The sequence below is a fragment of the Exiguobacterium aurantiacum genome, from assembly GCF_024362205.1.
Lineage (GTDB): Bacteria > Bacillota > Bacilli > Exiguobacteriales > Exiguobacteriaceae > Exiguobacterium > Exiguobacterium aurantiacum_B.
This window is the reverse complement of record NZ_CP101462.1, coordinates 2,908,762-2,928,891: the sequence shown is the minus strand read 5'-3', so window position 1 is coordinate 2,928,891 and position 20,130 is coordinate 2,908,762. Positions and strand designations below refer to the sequence as shown.

Annotated in this window: 23 protein-coding genes; 12 read left to right on the top strand and 11 right to left on the bottom strand. The window is 51.9% G+C overall.

What is annotated here, in order from left to right:
* Positions 1 to 136 precede the first annotated feature (136 nt).
* Positions 137 to 1,600, top strand: a complete 1,464-nt coding sequence (locus NMQ00_RS15250; protein ID WP_255177363.1) for an alanine/glycine:cation symporter family protein — start codon at positions 137 to 139, stop codon at positions 1,598 to 1,600.
* 53 nt (positions 1,601 to 1,653) lie between these two features.
* Here NMQ00_RS15250 and NMQ00_RS15245 read toward each other — a convergent pair whose 3' ends face one another.
* A complete protein-coding gene (locus NMQ00_RS15245; RefSeq protein WP_255177362.1) occupies positions 1,654 to 2,454 on the bottom strand; it encodes a formate/nitrite transporter family protein in 801 nt (266 codons plus the stop codon).
* A 95-nt stretch (positions 2,455 to 2,549) separates the two neighbouring features.
* Positions 2,550 to 2,936, bottom strand: coding sequence for a VOC family protein (locus NMQ00_RS15240; RefSeq protein WP_255177361.1), 387 nt, complete (start codon positions 2,934 to 2,936; stop codon positions 2,550 to 2,552).
* An 81-nt stretch (positions 2,937 to 3,017) separates the two neighbouring features.
* Here NMQ00_RS15240 and NMQ00_RS15235 point away from each other — a divergent pair, with 81 nt between their 5' ends.
* The 3 genes from NMQ00_RS15235 to NMQ00_RS15225 are packed head-to-tail and all read left to right on the top strand — an operon-like array spanning position 3,018 to position 6,303.
* Complete coding sequence (locus NMQ00_RS15235; protein ID WP_255177360.1) at positions 3,018 to 4,136, top strand: GTPase; 1,119 nt, start codon at positions 3,018 to 3,020, stop codon at positions 4,134 to 4,136.
* 12 nt (positions 4,137 to 4,148) lie between these two features.
* Positions 4,149 to 5,291: a YcjF family protein gene (locus NMQ00_RS15230; protein ID WP_255177359.1), complete on the top strand. Its 1,143-nt coding sequence runs from the start codon at positions 4,149 to 4,151 to the stop codon at positions 5,289 to 5,291.
* Between the two features lie 49 nt (positions 5,292 to 5,340).
* The gene (locus NMQ00_RS15225; RefSeq protein WP_255177358.1) at positions 5,341 to 6,303 is read left to right on the top strand and encodes a 2-hydroxyacid dehydrogenase; all 963 of its coding nucleotides are present in this window, start codon (positions 5,341 to 5,343) and stop codon (positions 6,301 to 6,303) included.
* Positions 6,304 to 6,342: 39 nt separating this feature from the next.
* On the opposite strand, the gene NMQ00_RS15220 is transcribed toward NMQ00_RS15225, so the two are convergent.
* The 4 genes from NMQ00_RS15220 to NMQ00_RS15205 all read right to left on the bottom strand — a co-directional run bounded on the left by NMQ00_RS15220 (position 6,343) and on the right by NMQ00_RS15205 (position 9,076).
* Positions 6,343 to 7,116, bottom strand: a complete 774-nt coding sequence (locus NMQ00_RS15220; protein ID WP_255177357.1) for a YflT domain-containing protein — start codon at positions 7,114 to 7,116, stop codon at positions 6,343 to 6,345.
* A gap of 13 nt (positions 7,117 to 7,129) precedes the next feature.
* Positions 7,130 to 7,645: a YflT domain-containing protein gene (locus NMQ00_RS15215; protein WP_255177356.1), complete on the bottom strand. Its 516-nt coding sequence runs from the start codon at positions 7,643 to 7,645 to the stop codon at positions 7,130 to 7,132.
* Between the two features lie 113 nt (positions 7,646 to 7,758).
* Positions 7,759 to 8,529 carry a hypothetical protein gene (locus NMQ00_RS15210; protein WP_255177355.1) on the bottom strand — a complete coding sequence of 257 codons (771 nt, stop codon included), beginning with the start codon at positions 8,527 to 8,529 and terminating at the stop codon, positions 7,759 to 7,761.
* A gap of 133 nt (positions 8,530 to 8,662) precedes the next feature.
* Complete coding sequence (locus NMQ00_RS15205; RefSeq protein WP_255177354.1) at positions 8,663 to 9,076, bottom strand: methylglyoxal synthase; 414 nt, start codon at positions 9,074 to 9,076, stop codon at positions 8,663 to 8,665.
* A gap of 224 nt (positions 9,077 to 9,300) precedes the next feature.
* Between NMQ00_RS15205 and NMQ00_RS15200 the strand changes: the two genes are divergently transcribed.
* Complete coding sequence (locus tag NMQ00_RS15200) at positions 9,301 to 11,088, top strand: mechanosensitive ion channel (protein WP_255177353.1); 1,788 nt, start codon at positions 9,301 to 9,303, stop codon at positions 11,086 to 11,088.
* 113 nt (positions 11,089 to 11,201) lie between these two features.
* Positions 11,202 to 12,680, top strand: a complete 1,479-nt coding sequence (locus NMQ00_RS15195; RefSeq protein WP_255177352.1) for an HD domain-containing phosphohydrolase — start codon at positions 11,202 to 11,204, stop codon at positions 12,678 to 12,680.
* Positions 12,681 to 12,716: 36 nt separating this feature from the next.
* Here the strand turns inward: NMQ00_RS15195 and NMQ00_RS15190 are convergent, their stop codons facing one another.
* Together NMQ00_RS15190 and NMQ00_RS15185 are read right to left on the bottom strand one after the other, a co-directional pair.
* Positions 12,717 to 13,019 (bottom strand): AzlD domain-containing protein, encoded by a 303-nt coding sequence (locus tag NMQ00_RS15190; RefSeq protein WP_255177351.1) that lies wholly within the window; start codon positions 13,017 to 13,019, stop codon positions 12,717 to 12,719.
* Entirely contained in the window at positions 13,016 to 13,744 is a 729-nt protein-coding gene (locus tag NMQ00_RS15185; RefSeq protein WP_255177350.1) for an AzlC family ABC transporter permease, read from the bottom strand. Before NMQ00_RS15185 ends, NMQ00_RS15190 begins: the two co-directional genes overlap by 4 nt.
* A 112-nt stretch (positions 13,745 to 13,856) precedes the next feature.
* Between NMQ00_RS15185 and NMQ00_RS15180 the strand changes: the two genes are divergently transcribed.
* A complete protein-coding gene (locus tag NMQ00_RS15180; protein ID WP_255177349.1) occupies positions 13,857 to 14,558 on the top strand; it encodes a CBS domain-containing protein in 702 nt (233 codons plus the stop codon).
* Here NMQ00_RS15180 and NMQ00_RS15175 read toward each other — a convergent pair.
* Both NMQ00_RS15175 and NMQ00_RS15170 read right to left on the bottom strand, forming a co-directional pair.
* Complete coding sequence (locus NMQ00_RS15175) at positions 14,541 to 14,876, bottom strand: antibiotic biosynthesis monooxygenase (protein WP_255177348.1); 336 nt, start codon at positions 14,874 to 14,876, stop codon at positions 14,541 to 14,543. The genes NMQ00_RS15180 and NMQ00_RS15175 overlap by 18 nt on opposite strands.
* 78 nt (positions 14,877 to 14,954) lie before the next feature.
* Complete coding sequence (locus NMQ00_RS15170) at positions 14,955 to 15,794, bottom strand: M15 family metallopeptidase (RefSeq protein ID WP_255177347.1); 840 nt, start codon at positions 15,792 to 15,794, stop codon at positions 14,955 to 14,957.
* A 200-nt stretch (positions 15,795 to 15,994) separates the two neighbouring features.
* Between NMQ00_RS15170 and NMQ00_RS15165 the strand changes: the two genes are divergently transcribed.
* Together NMQ00_RS15165 and NMQ00_RS15160 are read left to right on the top strand one after the other, a co-directional pair.
* The gene (locus tag NMQ00_RS15165; protein WP_034780509.1) at positions 15,995 to 16,213 is read left to right on the top strand and encodes a hypothetical protein; all 219 of its coding nucleotides are present in this window, start codon (positions 15,995 to 15,997) and stop codon (positions 16,211 to 16,213) included.
* 61 nt (positions 16,214 to 16,274) lie between these two features.
* Positions 16,275 to 16,745, top strand: coding sequence for a hypothetical protein (locus tag NMQ00_RS15160; protein ID WP_255177346.1), 471 nt, complete (start codon positions 16,275 to 16,277; stop codon positions 16,743 to 16,745).
* A gap of 18 nt (positions 16,746 to 16,763) precedes the next feature.
* On the opposite strand, the gene NMQ00_RS15155 is transcribed toward NMQ00_RS15160, so the two are convergent.
* Positions 16,764 to 17,870 (bottom strand): glycerol dehydrogenase, encoded by a 1,107-nt coding sequence (locus NMQ00_RS15155; RefSeq protein ID WP_255177345.1) that lies wholly within the window; start codon positions 17,868 to 17,870, stop codon positions 16,764 to 16,766.
* 373 nt (positions 17,871 to 18,243) lie between these two features.
* Between NMQ00_RS15155 and NMQ00_RS15150 the strand changes: the two genes are divergently transcribed.
* The 3 genes from NMQ00_RS15150 to NMQ00_RS15140 all read left to right on the top strand — a co-directional run bounded on the left by NMQ00_RS15150 (position 18,244) and on the right by NMQ00_RS15140 (position 20,124).
* Complete coding sequence (locus NMQ00_RS15150) at positions 18,244 to 18,903, top strand: type 1 glutamine amidotransferase domain-containing protein (protein WP_255177344.1); 660 nt, start codon at positions 18,244 to 18,246, stop codon at positions 18,901 to 18,903.
* A gap of 112 nt (positions 18,904 to 19,015) precedes the next feature.
* Positions 19,016 to 19,441: a DMT family transporter gene (locus tag NMQ00_RS15145; RefSeq protein WP_255177343.1), complete on the top strand. Its 426-nt coding sequence runs from the start codon at positions 19,016 to 19,018 to the stop codon at positions 19,439 to 19,441.
* A gap of 11 nt (positions 19,442 to 19,452) precedes the next feature.
* A complete protein-coding gene (locus NMQ00_RS15140; RefSeq protein ID WP_255177342.1) occupies positions 19,453 to 20,124 on the top strand; it encodes a Crp/Fnr family transcriptional regulator in 672 nt (223 codons plus the stop codon).
* The last annotated feature ends 6 nt before the right edge of the window (positions 20,125 to 20,130 follow it).

Below are 20,130 nucleotides of genomic sequence, written 5' to 3'. Positions count from 1 at the left end.
ATATAACATATGAAATAAGTGTGAACTGACCCATAAAAAAATTATTGATAATTGTCAGAATCTTTGTATAATTCAAAACAAGACATTATAAAAATCTGAACAACTTTAGATTCACACAACAGGGAGGAACTTATTCATGGAAGCCGTACAAAACTTACTGCAAGGAAGCGTCGACTTTTTAAACAACATTTTATGGACGTACGTGTTGATCGTCGCACTCGTCGGAGCAGGGATTTACTTCACAGTCAAAACAAGGTTTATGCAGTTCCGTTACTTAAAAGAGATGTTCCGTGTCGTCACCGAAAAATCAGATGCCACAGACAGTAAGAGCATCAGCTCGGCGAAGTCGTTCTTCATTGGAGCGGCGACGCGAATCGGTACAGGTAACTTGGCCGGTGTCACAGTCGCTATCACGCTCGGTGGACCGGGTGCGGTCTTCTGGATGTGGATCGTCGCACTTCTCGGTGGAGCGACCGCGATGATTGAGAGCACGCTCGCTCAAGTGTATAAAGTAAAAGATGACGTCGCTTACCGCGGTGGTCCAGCTTACTACATTGAAAAAGGTTTGAACAACCGTGTCCTCGGCATCGTCTTTGCGGTATTGATTGCCTTCACATTCGGTCTTATCTTCAACTCGGTTCAATCGAACACGATCGCGGCGGCGTTTGATAACGCATTCGGTCTCGAAGCCGCAGTCGGTGGCGTCATCCTCGTCGTCTTGACAGGACTTGTCATCTTCGGTGGGGTACAACGTGTCGCCAACTTCTCGGCCATCGTCGTTCCAATCATGGCTGTTCTTTACTTGATTGTCGCTCTTTACGTCGTGGTCGTGAACATCACAGAAATGCCGGCTGTCATCGGGATGATCTTCCAAAGCGCGTTCGGTCTCGAGCAAGCGTTCGGCGGATCGGTCGGAGCGGCGATCATGATGGGTGTACGTCGCGGTCTCTTCTCGAACGAAGCTGGTATGGGTTCGGCACCAAACGCCGCGGCAACGGCAGAAGTGTCGCACCCGGCGAAACAAGGTTTCATGCAGACACTCGGAGTCTTTTTGGACACGTTGATCGTTTGTACGGCAACGGCTGCGATCGTTCTTCTCTCAGACAGCTACGCCGCAGGTAACGGCGAAGGAATTGCGCTTCTCCAAAATGCATTAGCTGAACAAATTGGATCGTGGGCACCTGCCTTTATCGCCATCAGTGTTCTCTTGTTCGCCTTCAGCTCAATCGTTGGTAGTTACTACTACGGTGAAACGAACATCGAGTTCATCAAGAAGAGCAAAACAGCTGTCTTCGGTTTCCGATTACTCACAATGGGCTTCGTCTTCATCGGCGCAGTCGCAAGCCTCGGTTTCGTCTGGAGCCTCGCTGACTTGTTCATGGCAGGTATGACACTCATCAACTTGGCAGCCATCACGCTTCTTGGCGGAGTTGCCTTCAAAGTCCTCCGTGACTACGAAGAACAGCGTGCCCAAGGCCTCAACCCGCGCTTCTCGGCCCGCAAACTCGGTATCGAGAACACGGAGTGCTGGGATGTCGAAGAGGACGAGGTTGCAGAACGTACAGTCCAAGTGGCTGCTGCCGATTCATCTAAAGCTTAATTTCATTCAATCAAGCAACAACAGGGGCCCTGCTCATCGGGGCCCCTGTCTTTTTATGCGTTCTGACGAATCGATTCGACTTTTGTTTCGGTAGGCTTGGCGTTCAAATGGACGTACGTCCCAGCGACGAACAAGGCGCCTCCGACAATGTTGCCGAGTGTCGCAAACACGAGGTTGTTCAACGCGAGTCCGAGGTTGATCGCCTCAGATGGGGCGTAATAGAGCGCGAGCCCGAAGATGCCCATATTGGCAATCGAGTGCTCAAAGCCGGCGGCGAAAAAGACGACGACCGGGAGCATCGTGAGCATGATCTTGGCAACGTCATTTTTCGTCTTCAACGGCATGAAGATAGCGATGCAGACGAGGATGTTGCACAAAATTCCTTTCAAGAAAATCGCGAACGCCTCGCCACCCATCTTTTTGGCGGCGACGACCGATAACAGATGGTCGGCACTGACATCGCCCATGCTATGGGCACCAATGACGAGCCCGACGAGAAGGAGCGCACCGACCAAATTACCGAACCAGCTGATGCCCCATACGGCCGTTAAATCGCGCCAGTCGACACGTCCGCGTTTCGCGCCCGTGTACAGATACATCGTATTGCTCGTGAACAGCTCTCCGCCCGTCCAAACAATGAAGACGAGGGCGACTGAGAAACTCATCCCCGCGAACAGCATTGTTCCTGGCACATCAATGAACATGTTCCCGACGGAGAAGGCAAAGACGACCCCAATTCCGATCAGAAAACCGGCGACGATGGAGCGGAGTGCGTAGTGACCGAACGCATGACGCAACAGCGTCGCTTTTTTATAGGCGGCTTCTTCCATATACTCGACAGCTTGTTTTTCCATTTGAACACGGCCTCCTTTAGACAACTTAAGTCTAGGAGGTCTATAAAAAGTTTGCAATTGTTTTCACAAACTTTTTTGGAAGCCGTTTCAACTGTTCACATCGTTGCCACGAGTTCAACTTTCATTCGGTCGGGGTCTTCGAAATAAAGGGCGATATAGTTCGGACCGCCGGCATAAGGGAACCGGTCGGCATACAGTTCTGTAAATCCGTGCTGTGTCAGGTTTTCACGGAAACCTATGAGTTGCTCAATCGACTCGGCGTGGAAGGCGAGGTGGTTCAATCCGGTCCTTTTCCGATGGTACGGCGGCTCGAGGTGATTGGCCTCGGTTTGGACGAAGACGAGATACGTATCGCCGAAACGGTAACTCCTTCCTTCATCCCATTGTTGATACACCGTATAACCGAGCTCAGTGAGGAGCCAGTCCCAAGCTGTGAGGCTCTTGTTCAAATCAGAAACGTATAGTTCGACATGATGTAACATCGGTCTCATCCTTCCGGCGGACGTTTCAAATGTGTCCGTTTAGTATAATGGTTATTATATAACGAATGCAGGGGGAACCATATGGACAACACGGGGCTTGTCTCGAACATCTTGATCGCGGGGAAGACCGGGGTCGGGAAGAGCGCTTTTTTAAATTATATTTACGGGCGTGACGTCGCCGAGTCACGTGCCGGCAGTCCGGTGACAGCCGAAGGGCTGCACGAATATGAATATTATGACCTCGAGCGAGGCATCTTGTTCCGTTTCTTCGATACATGGGGGCTCGAGGCGGACCGATCCGACGAATGGCATGAAGCGGTGCTGTCGATCGTCAACAAACGGGAGGGCGCGCTCGATATCGCCGACTGGTTCCATACGATCTATTACTTACTGTCCATCAACTCGGGACGCGTCGAGGCGTACGAGTTAGAAGCCATTTTAAAACCGCTCTATGCGAAGCGGAGCAACGTCACAATCATCTTGACGAACTATAACCCGGATAGTGCGATGAACGTCGAGAAGGCGGAGGCGATGGAAGCAGTCCTCATACGCGAACTCGGAATCCCGCGAGATGCCATGATTCGCGTCAACAGTGTCGAGAAGAAGCTGCTCGGCGGACAAGTTGTCCCCCGCATCGGATACGATGACGTCTGGAAGCGGAACCGGACCAATCTATGGCGAGACGTCGAACGAAAATTACCCCTCAACTTGACGCGCCACTTGTTGACCGAGTTGGAGGCCTGGCGCACCCGGAGTTACCGCTCCGCTGAGACGATTCGCATGATCACCCCGCAAGTGATGATCAGCTGGAAAGCCCGCCAAATCGAAAAAGATTTGGAACGAACGCTCGAGGAGGCAGCCGAGACGACGGAGGCCGCGATGGCTCAAGGCGTCCGCCACTACATTCAACTGATGGAGCGCTATCCGCTCGTCGGCGCCCCGTCGGATCTCGTCTTCAAGACACGCCGGGTCGAGCTCGGTTTTGATTATTCCTTCAACCGTACGGTCCGCAAAATGGTGCTCGGGATGATCCCGGGTGTCCATTTCATCTATTGGGCGTTCAAGCGGCGGACGGCGGAGCGTGGCATCAAAAAAGCCGTCGATCAGCAATACGAGTTGGTCAAACAGACAATCGAGTTGGACGTGCGACGTGGGTTCGAGGAAGAGATGCATCGGCTCGGTCGAACGCTCAATCAATGAGGAGGAACAGACATGGATAAAAAAGTCCCATTCAATTTAGATACGTACGATTTGAAAGAAGAACTCGACCGGTTGCGCGGGAAAGTCAAGAAACCGAACATCTTGATTGCGGGAGCGACCGGGTCGGGCAAGAGCTCCGTCGTCAATCATGTGTTCGGGCGTGATTTAACAAAAGTCGCCGCCGGTGAGCCGGTGACGCGCGGGATTCATCAGTTCATGAGTGATGACATCGCGATCGTCCTATATGACAGCGAAGGGTATGAGATCGGGAGTGCCCGGCAACAAGCATATGCCGATGAAGTCATCGGTTTCGTCGAGCGGGCCCAAACGAAAGGAGCGGCCGAACAGATGCATCTCGTTTGGTACGCCATCAACGCCTCGATGAAACGGGTCACGCCGCTCGACCGGGCACTCATCAAACAGCTGAATGAAGCGACGTCGGTCGCTGTTCTGTTGACGCAAATTGACCAAGTCGATATGGAGGAACTCACGGCGCTTCGAAATGAGTTGGCGGACGTCGTCCCGGAACAGGCCGTGTTCCAAGTCAGTGTCGCCGAAGAGCTGTTGAACGATCCAGAACTCCGAGCCCATCTCGATTGGGAGCGTCTCGTCACCTGGTCCGTCGAACAACTCGATCAATCACTTCAAGAAGGACTGCTCATGGAGATCCACGCTGAGAGCGAGGCGATGCTCAAGCTGAAGCGGAAGAAAGCGAATCGAATCATCTCGGGTTATGTCGCCAGTGCCGGAACGGCCGCCGCGGTCCCGCTCCCGTTCGCCGATGCGATCGCGCTCACCCCGATTCAAGTGACGATGAGCGTCCACTTGTTCCGCTATTGGGGCGTGAAAGCGAATGACGATATGTTGAAGACGCTGATTGGGAGCACGATCATCCCACAAATCGGACGGGCACTCTCAAAGACGATCTTACTGAATGTCATGAAGTTCTTCCCGGGAGCGAACGCCGCCGCGAGCGTCATCAATGCGACCGTCGCGTCAGGCATCACGTGGGCAATCGGACTCGCCATCAATGAAGTCGCGTACCGAAACGCGATGGACTCATCGAAGACGATCGAGCAACTGCTCAACAGCGACTTCGGCTCGCTATTCGAGCAGTTCATGGAACAAAATCCAGTGACAAAAAAGAAATCTTAATCTGCCCGTTTTGATACACTAGTCGAGACAAAATAAAGGGGGAATCAACATGAAGAAACGTATTTACATTACGAGACGTTTACCAGAAGAAGCGGTGGCACCGCTACGGGACAAGTATGAGGTCCAGATGTGGGAGGAAGAGGCGAAGAGCGTCCCGCGGGACGTCTTGTTGAAAGAGGCATCGTCGGCACATGCGCTCTGGACGATGCTCAGTGATACGATCGATCGGGAAGTCATCGAACAGGCTCCGCAACTTGAGGTCATCTCGAACTTGGCGGTCGGCTATAACAATATTGATATTGAAGCGGCCAAGGAACGGGGCATCATCGTGACGAACACGCCAGACGTGTTGACGGAGACGACGGCCGACCTCGCGTTCGGGCTGATGATGATGACGGCACGCCGGCTCGGAGAAGCAGAACGTGATTTACGGGCCGGGGAATGGAAGTCGTGGACACCGATGGGCTATGTCGGGATGGATTTATACCGGGCCAAACTCGGCATCATCGGCATGGGCCGAATCGGGGAGGCGGTCGCACGGCGGGCCCGCGGCTTCGATATGGATGTGTTATACCACAACCGGACCCGTCGCCATGAATCTGAATCGATGTACGGCTTCGTCTACGCGGAACTCGACGAGTTGCTCGAACAGTCGGATTTCGTCGTCGTCCTCGCCCCGCTCACCGAAGAGACGCGTGGGATGTTAGGGGCGGATGAGTTCGCGAAAATGAAAGAGACAGCCGTCTTCATCAATGTCGCCCGCGGTGAAATTATCGATGAGAAGGCGCTCTATGAAGCGCTGAAGGAACGGCGGATTTGGGCGGCGGGACTCGATGTGTTCGCCAAAGAACCGGTAGCGATGGACCACCCGCTCTTGACGCTCCCGAACGTGACGACATTGCCGCATATCGGCAGTGCCTCGATCAAGACCCGGCTTGCGATGATGGCGCTCAATCGAGATGCCATCGTGAACGTGCTCGAAGGGGAAGAACCGAAAAATCGATTGACGTAAAAAAGGACCTGACCGTGTGCGGTCAGGTCTTTGTCTTGATTAGAAACGGCGGATATTGTCTGGATCTTCATAATCGTTTCGGAGTGCGCGGTCATCGAGTCCGCGCAACTTGTTCTCACGGTCAGTCAACTCTGATTTTTTATCCAATTTGTCCTGCTCAGGGTCGACGGCCCGGTTCGGATTGTCGGCAACCGATTCATTGAACGGTTTCGAATCGATTTCTACACCGTCGGACGTATGACGGTCTTCCCGGTTCGTGTCACGATGTTTCGGGTCATTATAGGGCTCCGAATCGATCTCTAAGCCGTCTGACGATGTGCGATCGGACCGGCCCGTGTCATGTGTGGAACGTTTTGGCTCATTATATGGCTCTGAATCAATTTCAAGACCGTCAGCCGTATGGTGGCCTTGGTGGCTTGTATCGTGTCGTGAGTCAGTATAAGGAGTCGAATCGACCGTCAATCCTTCGTTGTGACGACGTTCGAAGTCTTCATCTACATAGATTAAAATCTTTCCGGCTTCGACATCGCTATAATGACGTTTCACTTCGTCTTCGCTCAAGCCCATATTACGGAGACCGGCGTGGACGTCCTCGTGTCCGCTCAAGAAAGAACGAACCTTATCGAACCAACCGGTTTGGTGCGACGCTTCAGTATGGACGTCCGTCTGACGACGCAAAATTGAGACGCTGTCCTCGTGTTTCGCGACGACATAAATATCTGAATCTTTGTAGCCTTTCGCACGCAACTCCTCGACTTTCCCGAGTGCCGCGTCTTGTGTGTCGTACATGCTGATGAATCGTTTTTCACTCATCCTAGCTTCCTCCTTATAATCGACGATGGTCTTCTAAGCCAGAGTGTCCACGGACGATGGGATCGTCTTTCGTGCCTTGTGGTTCTTCGTCATGATCATTGAACGGCTTCGCATCGAAGGCGATACCATCCGCTTCTTCGCCTTTATCGTGGTCGAGCTCGCTATCTTTTTTATACATGTTCGGATAGCGTTCGTAAGAGTGTTTATCGACGTAAAGCAGTAATTTGCCGTCGTCGATCGACGAATAATATTCTTCAGCCTCCGCATCACTGAGCCCCATGTTCCGCAATTCATCGCGAATGCGGTCACTGCCGTGAAGGAACGCTTTCACACGGTCCAACCAGTTGACATCACGAATCCCCGATTCGGCGTTCACATCGGTATGGTAGCGCAAGGCAGAAATTTCCCCGTCCCGCTTGGCTACGACGTGCATGTTCTTCTCTGCTTCCCCAGATTGTTTGAGTTCGTTCACCTTATCCATGACTTCTTGCTCGTTATGGAACAACCCAATGATTTTTCGATCAGACATGTTGTGCCTCCTTCGTAATCGTTTATTTTTTAAATCGACGTCACGCTATTAGTAATTTCCGTTCTAGCAAAGGTTCAAACAAAAAACGCCATCTCAAGGCGAGAATGGCGTGATCAATAATAAATCATCAACGTTTCATTTCCGAGATGGCATCGCGTGTTCTTCCAGACGAACTCGACCAACGTCCACATGGCCATGAATCCACTGATTCCGAGAAGGATGAGCGCATACACGGGTGTCAATTGAATCAAGAACGACCATCCGAGTGCGAACAAGATGGGCTGGGTCAATAAAACGAAACCGATGTAAACGGCTATGATGAGCAGTGCGAATAAAATCCGTCGTCCTAACGTTTGAAAATGGTGTCGGAATCGCGTCAATAAGCCAAACACGGCACCAGTTAATAACACCGGTAGCACAAACGCGAAGTAGTCGAGCGGATAAGACGTGGCGGGTGCCGTGAAGAGGCGCAAGCTGAACACATCATCCATCACGAGCAATAAATTCGCGTAGGCGAACGCCAAAATCATACCAAGCAGCCAACCGAACTGATTCCAGACGCGACGCGATGATTTGATCGCCTCGATTTTCGTATAGGCCAAAAAGGAGACATCGCGCATCTCGACATCTTGGAGCTTGACTTGAACTTCGTTGAGCCGCTCGATCGCCCAATCGAACTCACGGTTGGCCTGCATTTTCTCATGAGGTTTCAACTCATCGGTCGCCTCGATCATCATATGATAGCGACGTTGGTATTCCTCATTTGTCGTCGGTTGTTCAATTAAAAACTTAGCATAATCGTGCGGACGTTGTTTTGTGAGTCCTTCAAGGGACTGCCCATTCTTTTCGGCCTGTTGAATATAGCCGGCTAAACTTTCAAGCAAGCGGTCGGCTTTCTGCTTGTCATCTAATAAATCGTTTAGATGTGTGCGGACTTGATCGTAAAACTGTTGAACGACCGGGTCGTTCGATACGTGTGGTTTCAGAAAAATTCCTCTCTTCTTCTTAATAAGTTATTCATACAGGCGGGTTGTCATTATGAGTCAAGGTCAGCGATTCAAAATCACCTTGCTCGATACTGCGGATGAGAATCTCACTTCCGCCCATATTGGTGGCCAATGGGATGGAATAGACATCACAGAGGCGCATCAGAGCGCTCACATCGGGCTCGTGCGGCTGGGCCGTCAACGGGTCACGGAAGAAAATAATCATGTCCATCTCGCCCCTGGCAACAGCTGCTCCGATTTCTTGGTCCCCGCCGAGCGGACCCGACTGAAAACAATGGACGGGCAGTCCTGTGGCCTCGGCAATGCGCTTACCGGTCGTACCGGTGGCGAACAGATGGTGTTTTTCCAAGACGTGAGCGTACGCTTTTACGAGTACGATCAAATCATCTTTCTTTTTGTCATGGGCAATCAGGGCGATGTTCATCTTCCTTCCTCCTCCAAAAGACTTCTTCTTTTAATTCGTATCACATTTGACTTAGAAAGACACGCCTTCTTTCTTTAAGAATGCTTACTGAAAAAATTGTTTTCCAATGAATCCACTATAGGGAAATAGAAAATGGCAAGGTTTAGGCAGATGAAAATGTTGGTATTTATACAAAGAGTCAAATAAATGAAATCATTTCAAAAAGAGATAGGAGGAAGATGTAAATGAACGATACTACGTACAACTTCAACACGTTCATGTCATGGCTACCTGAGCTTTTGCTCGCATTGGTCATTTTAGTCGTCGGATTCATTTTGGCGAAAGTTCTTGAAAACGTGACGCGCAAAGCGCTTCGCAAAGCACGCCTTGACGATCGTGTCGGTGTTAAACAAGAAGGTGAACCTGGAAAACCGAGCAAAGAAGAGAAACGGTGGACGCCTGAGCGAATCATCGGTAAAGTCGTCTTCTTTGGTGTATTGCTGCTCGCATTCTTAATCATCTTTGAATTTATGAACGTGCCTGCGATTACACAACCGTTCAGCCAAATCTATGCCGGTTTCTCTGGCTTGATCACAGGCGTCATCAAAGCGGGTCTCATCCTGCTCGTCGCTTGGATTATCGCCACACTCTTGAAAAAGGCCATTCAAATGGCAGGTCATCGTCTCAACTTGAATAAGTTGATGGAGAAGACAGGCCAAGAGTCGACAAGCGTCAATCAGACGAAATGGGTCGACACTGTCGCTAATATCGTCTTCTATCTTGTCCTATTGCTAGCTCTTCCGGCTGTACTTGATGCGCTTGGTTTGCAAGGCATCAGTGGACCGTTTGAAGACTTGTTGAACAGTTTCCTTGCCTTCATTCCGAAACTCGTCGCTGCGGCACTCATCTTTGCGATCGGATACATCGTTGCGAAAATCGTGCGTGATATTTTGACGAAGTTCTTGGAAGCGGCAGGTCTTAACCGCTTTGCCGAAAAACTTCACTTGGCTGACTATGTGAAAGGCTCTAGTCTTGCGAAAGCGGTCGGAACGATCGTCTTCATCTTGATTATGATCCCAGTCACGATTTCAGCGCTTGAAGCACTTGATATTCGCGGGATCTCGGATCCGGCCATCTCGATGCTCAACGACGTCTTGGCGATGATTCCAAACATTATCGTAGCCATCGTCTTGATTCTCGCCGGTGTGTTCATTGCCAAGTGGTTGAAGGGTGTCGTCGTTTCACTCCTTGAAAACCTAGGCGTCAATTCGCTTGCTAGCAAGATGGGTCTCGGTGGCCGCTCGTCGTCATCGACATCGATCGCGCAAGTGATCGGAACAATCGTTCAAATCATCATCATCTTGTTGTTCGTGTCGGAAGCTCTTCAAGTCGCGAACCTCGACTTCATGGCTTCGCTTGCTACAGCGATCTTCGCCTACTTGCCAATGGTTATTGCAGCCATCGTCATCTTGGCAGTCGGTTTCTGGCTCGCGAACATGGCAGAACGTCTCGTTGGCAGTGTGCTCGTAGATGGGGCAGGTCAACCGAGCGTCTTGCGTCACGTCGCGAAATATGCGATTCTCGGTATCGCCTTCTTCATGGCAGTCAGCCAGCTCGGCATTGCCCCGATGATCGTCAACACGGCATTCTTGCTTATCCTCGGTGCGGTCGCCCTCGCCTTCGGTCTTGCCTTCGGTCTCGGTGGACGCGAGACAGCGGCTCGTTACTTGAAGAAAGCTGAGAAACGGATCGATGAGACAGAAGTGTCAAAAGAAGGTCTCGAACAAGAGAAAGCACAAATGAATCAAGAAGCCGAAGTTGCGAAGCAACAGGCTAAACAAGGTATGCAGCAGTCGAAGCGTGAAGCGGATCAAACGAAACAAGAGTTGAAACGTGAAACGAATCGTCCGCAAACCTCACAATCTGACGTGACGAACGTGGACGGTCCAGAACCGAACCCGTTCCATGAAAACGTCACTCCAGATCAAGACAATCGTTCACTTGATGACAACGAAGGTCCACGTCGTCCGTAACGATGAAGAACGGGTCCCTAGAAGGGGCCCGTTTTTTGTATTTCTGTAAAAAAGTGTCACTTTTGTCGATATAATAAGAAATAGGTTGGCGAAAAGGCAGGAGTGAGACGAAGATGTTCAAACGGTTTCAACAAACATTAATCATGAATTACATATGGGGTTCCGGTATCGCCGTATTCGGGGTCGGGGGGCTGTTCATCTTTCAGACACTCGATTTGTCCGAGATGGAGATGCTCATCCTATTGTCCATCATGGGTCTGTCCGGAATGATGATGATTGGGCTGGAACTGCTCCTCTATCGGCGTCATATCCGACCGATCCGTCACGTGTTTCAAACAGAGACACCGACGTATGAGGCGCTGCAACAGGCGTTCAATCAAACGAGTCATTTTCCCACATTGACGGTGAAACGAATTCTCGGTCCGCACTTGTTTGGCTTGTCTGTGCCGGCGATGAGTATGACGGCACTCGCTATCGAGCGAGGATGGATCGACTTGCCGTATCGGTTGATTGGGTTGGCGGCGTTCGGTGCCATTTTAATTGCTATCTTGCACGCCTTGATTGAATTCTTTCTGACGTATCGCTCGGTGGAACCGTTGTTGCTTCAGTTACAAGAGATGAGCAACCGCTTGTATGAGCGCCCGCTTCAAGCGACGTATCGCTCGATTAGCGTCCGGACGAAACTATTGATCAGCATGCTCGTCATCGGGGTGTTCCCGGTCGCGTTATTCATCCTCGCATCTGGAGTTCAATTGTCGACTGTCAATCAAGTCGATGCGTATTGGCAGTGGGCGGCTTTGATTTTAGTCGTCATCATCGGCGTGGCGACGTTCAGCAGCTTTTTGCTTTACGACAATATCAAACGTCCGATTAGCGCATTAACTGAAGGCGTCGCCGCGTTAGACGCCGGGCGGTTGAATCCGATCGACAACCCTTACTCGGATGAGTTCGCACAACTCGTCACGGGTTTCAATCAGATGGTCACGAACGTCACGTATCGGGATGCGGAAAATGAGCAACTGTTGAACAGTCTGTTCGTCTTGTTCGCTGCGACACTCGATGCCAGGGATTCATATACGGCCGGACATTCGGAGCGGGTCGCCGCCTATTCCGTCGAATTGGCGCAAGCGCTCCAGTTGCCGGTCGGACAAATCGAGCTACTCCGCAAGTCGGCGCTCCTCCATGATATTGGGAAGATTGGCATCCGTGACGATGTGTTGTTGAAGGAAGGGAAGCTGACGGACCATGAGTTCGCTCAGATTCAAGAACATCCGACCATCGGAATTCATATTTTGAATCAGATTTCGCTACCGGAAGCGTTACAGCCAATCTTGGCGGGTGTCCGATCCCATCATGAACGGATCGATGGTCGCGGGTATCCAGATCGATTGGTCGGAGAGGCGATTCCACTCTTTGGTCGCATCATGGCTATTGCCGACGCCTATGACGCCATGACTTCTGACCGTCCGTATCGAGACGGGATGCCGATCGAGAAGGCACTCTCGATTCTCGAGAGTGGACGCGGTACCCAATGGGATGCGGCCTTCGTCGACGTGTTCGTTCAGTTACGACGTCAAGCCGTCTCTGCCTAAACAAACAGGTCCGCCCAAATTGGGCGGACCTGTTTGTTAGAGGAACATATCAATGAGATACACCCCGGCGATGCCGCCAATGACGACGAGCATCAAGTTGACCCGAAGTAATGCGAGCGCTGCTGCGACCGCCCCACCCGCCACAGCCGACGTGAGACTAGTCGTCGCTTGGAGGATGCCCGGGAAAATGAGACTTGCGAGCACTGCATAAGGCGTGAAGAGTAAAAATCGCTTCAAGAGCGGAGGTAGTTTCATGTCCCGGAGCCAAAGAAGCGGCACGAGTCGCGGGATGTACGTGACAAGCGCCATGGCCAGGACGAGCAACAAGAGGCTGATCATGTTTCGTCCTCCTTATACAGCAAGGCTCCGGCTCCAGCGGCGACAATCGTGGCCAGGATGATGCTTAAGCCGGATGACAACGGAATGAACGGAGCGATGCCGAAATAGAGAGTGGCTTGTGTCAAAACGGCAATCGCCGCTACGACGATGACCGGTTTGCGGGTGAGCGATGGGACGAGTAGCCCGATGAACATGGCGTACAGCGCGATGCCCATACTCGCTTGGACGGAGGCGGGCAAGCCAAAGGCGAGAAAGACACCAATCCATGTCCCGATGTTCCAAGCGAGAAAAGCAATCATATTCAATCCGAGCACAAAGTGGCCGCGCGTAGACTCATCACGTGTCGAGGCGACACTGAACGTCTCATCGGTCACCCCGAACGCGATGGCGGCCAGAAATCGATTCGAGGTCGTCTCGAGACGTTGGGACAACGACGCCGACATAAGAAAGTGCCGCAAGTTCAGGATGAATGTCGTTAAGATGATTTCCCAATACATCGAACCGGCCATAATCAATTGAACGCCGATAAACTGACTGGCACCGGCAAAGATGAATAAAGACATGGCGAGCGTGATAACGTTCGGCATATCGAAGGATTTCGCTAGCAGGCCGAAGGCGATGGCGATCGGGATGTAGCCGACGGCGACGGGGATACCGGCGCGCATGCCGGAACGGAAGGCGTCCTTATTCGGGATCGGTGTCATTTGCGAGACCGGGGTTGCCATGAGACCGCCTCCATTTCAAAGATGATTTATTGTTGATTCGAGATTGGATCACCGTTTCCTGCTCGGACTCGAAAAAAATAGGGTATATATAGGCGATAAGGAGTGTGAATATATGAGTCGAGCTGAAGAATTTATCGCGTCGTATCACCGGATTGAGGATTATTTGAGTCGAGAGATGGGGAACGGGCAACATTTTAGTTTCAGTAACATGGTCAATCGTCTCGCCAAACATAATCCGATTATCGACCGGTATAAAGAAGATTTACATCAAATGAGTCAGTTGCGGAACGCCATCGTCCACGAGCGTCGGGAGCCGGACTTCATCATCGCCGAACCGCATGAATCGATCGTCAATTTGATTCTCGAGGTGGAAAAAGAACTCCTCCATCCGCGTCAAGTCATCCCGATGTTTCGTAAAATCGTGACGACGTTCGACGCCGACGACTCGTTGGTCAAGGTGCTCGGTGAGATTCGGGATAAGAACTACTCGCAGTTCCCTGTCTATAATCATGACGGCACGTGGCGCGGATTATTGACGAAAAAAGGAGTGACCAGCTGGCTCGCCGAAACGGTCGACGGGCCGCATATGTCACTCGAAGGCGTTCAAGTCAAGCACGTGCTCCATCACGACCCGCACCTGCGACGGTATCGGTTTATCGCGAAAGAGACGTCGGTCATCGAGGCGCACCATCATTTCATCAACATGAAAGATGGGGTCCGTCTCGACGCCTTGTTGATCACCGAGACGGGGCAAGAAGATGAACCGCTGCTCGGTATTATCCGGCCGCAAGATATTTTATACGTCATCGGATGAGGCGCCGTGCTCGATGGCGACCTCATATTGGGTGACCGTGTTTCCAAGGACGATGGGCTTCACTTCAGAAGTGCCGTCGTCCCGTTTTTTATGGGCATGTTTATATGCTCCGCTGTCGCGCCAATTTTCGAAGCTCGCCGCATCGCGCCAAGTCGTCATGATGACGACTTGATCTTTCGCCTCATCCGACGTATCGGTCAAGACTTGCATCCGGACAAACCCATCCATCGACTCGATGCCTTTCGTCGTCTGGAAACGGGCCGTGACCGCAGCGACTTTTCCTTTTTCAACGTCTAGCTTGTTCATGACAATCCACATGCACATGTCCTCCTCTACGATATCATACGCGTCCATTATACCTTGAACGCATGAAATGCCTCGCTCCAGATGCTCGCGTCAACGTTTCGCCCACCACTCCTCGAACGTCCAGTTTTTTTGTTTCATCGTCGTCGCTTCTTTCACGCCGACGTAACGGAGGTGCCATGGCTCGTAGTTGTAGCCGGTAATCGTCTCTTTGCCTTTCGGATAGCGAACGATGAAGCCGTAACGGTGCGCCTGTTGAAGCATCCATTTGCCTTCCGGGGTCTGGTCGAACGAGGCATAGAGCCCCATCTGCATCCGCGCACTTGTCATATCGACGGCAAGTCCGGTCTGATGCTCGCTATAGCCAGGGCGGGCGACATACTTCGAGGCGTACGCCGTGCCGCGGGTATTGACCCAATACGTGTAGAGCGATTTCTGGGTGGCGTAGGATCGATAGGCACTGAGCGCATAAAGCGTGTGTCCTTCTTTTCGACCGGCGTAATAAAGGCGGGCTAGGGCGTGGGCGGCTTCAGCGGCCATGAGGGTGCGCTCGCTTCCTTTCGCGTAAACGGTCGGTATGGTCAACGTGACGAGTTGACGAGATCGATACGTGCTCGACAGTCCGTGTTGTTTATTGACGAGCCGAAGCCGTTCCGTGGTCGTAAGTTTTGGGATGCCGGCCTTCAAGTTGCTCGACGGGGTGTAATAGCGTGTGTCATTGATGTAGACGTTCGACCAACTTCGGTTATAGACCGTGTAACGGACGGGTGTGTTTGTGGATAATGTTTTGGCGACCGGGGATGATTGCATCGCCCGCCAATATAGTTTCGTCGTCTTGATCGTATAGCCTGGCTGAGGTGACGGTGTCGCCGCGAACGTGGACGTGACGGGGAAGATGAGCAATAGGACGAGGAGTACACGGATGAGCTTCACAGGAAAGACCCCCTTTTTGCTGGATACTCCTCTTTTCCCGGTTATTTTAAGGATGAAAAGAAGAGAAATTAGGGAATAATGAACAGGACTGTCTCCGCCTCTTGACCTGCTCCCTGTACTGCGCGAGCCCGATGTGGTGTGCGAAGGGAAGTAGTACACTGAGTATAAGAGAATGGTTGAGACTAGAAAGGAGTGAGCGTATGGAACTCATTTTTGGTTTACCGTTATTGTTGCTCGTCTTGTTCTTCGCCTTTTTGTATTTCAACATCAAAGGGTTATCGAACATGTGGAAAGACTATGATCGGACGAAATCGATGATGCCGCTCGGGTTCTTTATCGTCGGGATTATCGGGATTTTCACCGGCGTTTGGACGTGGCTCGTCATTCTGATTTATTATGCCGTCCGTCCGAAAGCCTGACCTGACACCGTGTGCGAAAGCGCATGGTGTTTTTTGCTATACTGGGGTGTGAGGTGTTGTCATGGAGAAATTGATCAAGGCGTGGTTCATCATCACGCTCATTACGTTTGTATTATTCAAACTCGGCGAGACGATGACCGCCGCCTACACAGAAGCGGCGGGCGAAGGGAATCCATACGTGCTCGTCTTGCTCATCGGTTGGCCGTTCGTCCTGTTGTTCATCTGGATCACCATCCGGCTGGCTCGGCGCACGGTGGAATCTGTTCATCGCCTGGGACGAGTCGGTCTTTTAGTCGGGAGTCTCGTCATGGCAGGAATCGGTCTTTATATCAATGCCGGCCAAGCGGCTTCGCTCCGGGCTGGTATCCGTGTTTCTGAGAACGCGGCGTATGCATCTGGATGGAACCAGTTCACGAACATCATCTATGCGAACCAATTGACGTTTTTCGTTTTGACGGTCAGTTGTATGGCAATCGGGGTGGCGCTATCTTTCGTCACCCGCAAACAAACGAACGAGGAACGGCTCAACTAGCCGTTCCTCGTTATTCGTTTATTGAAGTTTACTTTGATACAGGCGGGCGTAGCGATCGGCCGCGATGATGGCATCGGCGACTTGTTCAGGGGTCACATCAAATCCGCTATGAATCGTCTCACCTTCCGCGGTCGCGGCTTGACCGACTTTTAGAATGTCTTCACGGGAAGCATCTTTCAACTTCACGTCTTCGAGTGTGACCGGTAACTCGAGCGCCATATACAAGGCGACGTAACGATCGAACTCGGCTTGCGTCCGTCCTTCGAGCGCGAGTTGAACGAGTGTACCGAACGCAACTTTTTCCCCGTGCGTCAAATGATGGATGTCTCCGTGGAGGGCGGTAAAGCCGTTATGAATGGCGTGGGCTGCTGCGAGGCCACCGCTTTCAAAACCGAGACCGCTCAGGAGTGTATTCGCTTCGACGACAGACTCGAGCGCTGGTGTGACGACTTTGGCCTTCACAGATTCATAAGCAGGGATTCCGTAATCGAACAGCACCTCTTCGCAGCGTTTGGCGATGGCTTCCGCCGCAATCGTCGGGACACCACCCGCCATCGTTTTCCCGCCGAAGGCGAGGACGCTTCGGACCTCGACCCATGTCGCGAGCGCATCGGCAATTCCCGAGGCGAGGAACCGGGCCGGGGCCTCGGCGATCAATTTCGTATCAACGAGGACCAAATCCGGGTTCTTTTTATAGAAGCGATAGCTTTCAAAGTTTCCTTCATCTGTATAGATGACCGACAAGGCGCTCGTCGGCGCATCCGTCGAGGCGATGGTCGGGACGATGACGATGCGGGCGTCGAGTTCATCGGCAACGGCTTTCGCCGTGTCGAGCGTTTTTCCGCCGCCCATTCCGATGACGAAAGCAGTATGGCTCTCTGCTGCCGCTTTGGCGATCCGTTCAATCTCATGACGGGACGCTTCCCCGACAAAATCGGCCTTTTCAGCGTTCACGCCGCTCGCCTTGAGCGAATCGGTCACCCGTTCCCCAATCAAGCGCCAGACGATGTCATCGGCGATCAAGAGAGCCTGGGACCCGAAATGGCTCACATGGTCGCCGATGCGATCGATTGTATTTTTTCCTTGCACGTACTTGGCCGGACTGATAAATACGCGTTCTGACATATTCAACATCCTTTCTATAGTAACCGTGACGACAGGACAACATTAGGTTTGTTCCCGATACAGTCCCTCCTTCAAACAGTCCTACATGTGACATCTCAGTGAAACTGCTCTAAGTTTCCTTCACAACCCACCAATGATCACGAGTAACACAATCAAAGCGACGACGGCAAGAAATCCCCAATCGAGTACGTACTTCATCACGGTCGTTCCCTCCTGCCAGCTGATGAGACCAGTATAGATGGTGTGCTCGCCTTTGCCGTTCTAAAAAAAAGACCGGGTCAAAAAAAGAGCATCGTTGCGGGTTACAAGGTTTGAACGAATTCATAGCGGGAACAACTCTTTCGTATGCTTAATTTAGAAGGAGGAATTTACAATGTCTAAACATGTACTGATTGTTTCGACTTCTGCCAATCAATTAGAGAACGGTCACGCGACAGGGCTTTGGCTCGAGGAGTTTGCTGCACCGTACCTTCAATTCGAGAAGCAAGGTTATAAAGTAACGGTGGCGAGCATCGAGGGTGGAGACGTGCCAATCGATGCGAACAGCTTAGAAGGCGACTTGCCGCAAGAAGTGTTGGATACGAAGCAGTTGCTGAAAGATACGGCCCGACTTGATCAAGTGGCCGATGACACGTATGACGCTGTCTTCCTTCCAGGCGGACATGGGACAGTCGTCGACTTCCCGAACAGTGAGACGCTACAGCGTGTCGTCCGTGACACGTATGAAAGTGGAAACGTCGTCGCGGCCGTCTGTCATGGCCCAATTGGTCTTGTCAACGTCAAGTTGAGCAATGGAGAACCGCTCGTCAAAGACAAACGCGTGACAGGATTCACCGACGCGGAGGAGCGCGAGATGCAGCTTGATTCAGCGGTGCCATTCTTGCTCGAATCGGCGATGCGCGAGCGCGGCGGGAAGTTCGATAACGCCGACAACTGGGCTGTCAACGTGGCCGTGGACGAACTCCTTGTCACGGGTCAGAACCCGCAGTCGTCAGAACAAGTCGGTGCAGAGATTGTCAAATTGCTCGGATAATCCCAAAGACAGCTTAGGAATCATTTCTAAGCTGTCTTTTTTTTGGACATATGTCCTTTTCAAGGTACTTCATCTCACGTACAGTCAGATGAGGAGATGGGAGGGAATTTGTTTGGGGATTTTATTTGCCGTGCTCTCGGGTACGTTCATCGCATTGCAAGGTATTTTCAATGCCAAGCTCGGTTACGCGGTCGGCGCCTGGATGTCGGTCACGGTCGTTCATCTTGTCGGGCTTGTGCTCGCGCTCCTCATTTACGCGTTCAAGCGGGATGCAGATGTGACGGCATTTCGGCGCGTGCCTTGGTACTATAGCTTAGGCGGGCTGTTCGGTGTGTTCGTCGTCTTCGGAGAGTTGACTGCGATTCAACAGCTTGGTGTCACCTGGGCAATCTGTGTCCTACTCGTCGCCCAATTGATTGGGGCGTTCTTGATTGACGTGAACGGGTGGTTTGGTGTGAAGCAGAAGCCGGTCAACCAAGGTCAATTGACGGGGCTCGTTTTGATGGTCGTTGGGATTGGCATTTACACGTTCACGTGAGGGGGAGACGGATGGAACTAGAGACAGCACTAGAGCGACTCGGGTGGGCCCACCTGTTCTCAAGACGGACGCTGGACGCATCGACGATTGTGACGTATCCGTCAGGGGCGATGCTCTGCACGAACGATAACCTGATCGAGTCACTGTTCGTCGTGTTAGAAGGACGGGTCAAAATCTATACGTTGAGCGAGGAAGGCAAGTTGCGTTTGCTCCGTTTAAAGATGGCCCCGACATTGATTGGGGATATCGAATACGCCAGCGGGCGTAATGTGCTCCACACGGTCGAGGCGGTCGGAGCGGTGACGTGTCTGCGCATCCCTTTTGACGTGCTGCGCACGCATAACCGAACGATTGAGTTCACCGAGCATCTTCTGCGCGGTGTATCTGAGAAATTGTTCATCGAAGCGAACGCCTCATCGAATCATCTCATGTCGACGCTCGAAGAACGATTGGCGGGCTATCTCGTCTCGCTCAGCGAGTCAGGGAATGAGTTGTTCCAAGATGAGATGAGCCAGTTAAAACGAAAAGAAGTGGCGGAATGGCTCGGGACGAGCTATCGCCATTTGAATCGGACGTTGCAGGCGTTCGCGGACGAGGGACTCGTCGAGAGAACAAGGACGCAAGTGACGATTTTAGATGCGAGTCGATTAAAAGAACGTGCCAATGGCATGTTGTACGAATAAGGAGGC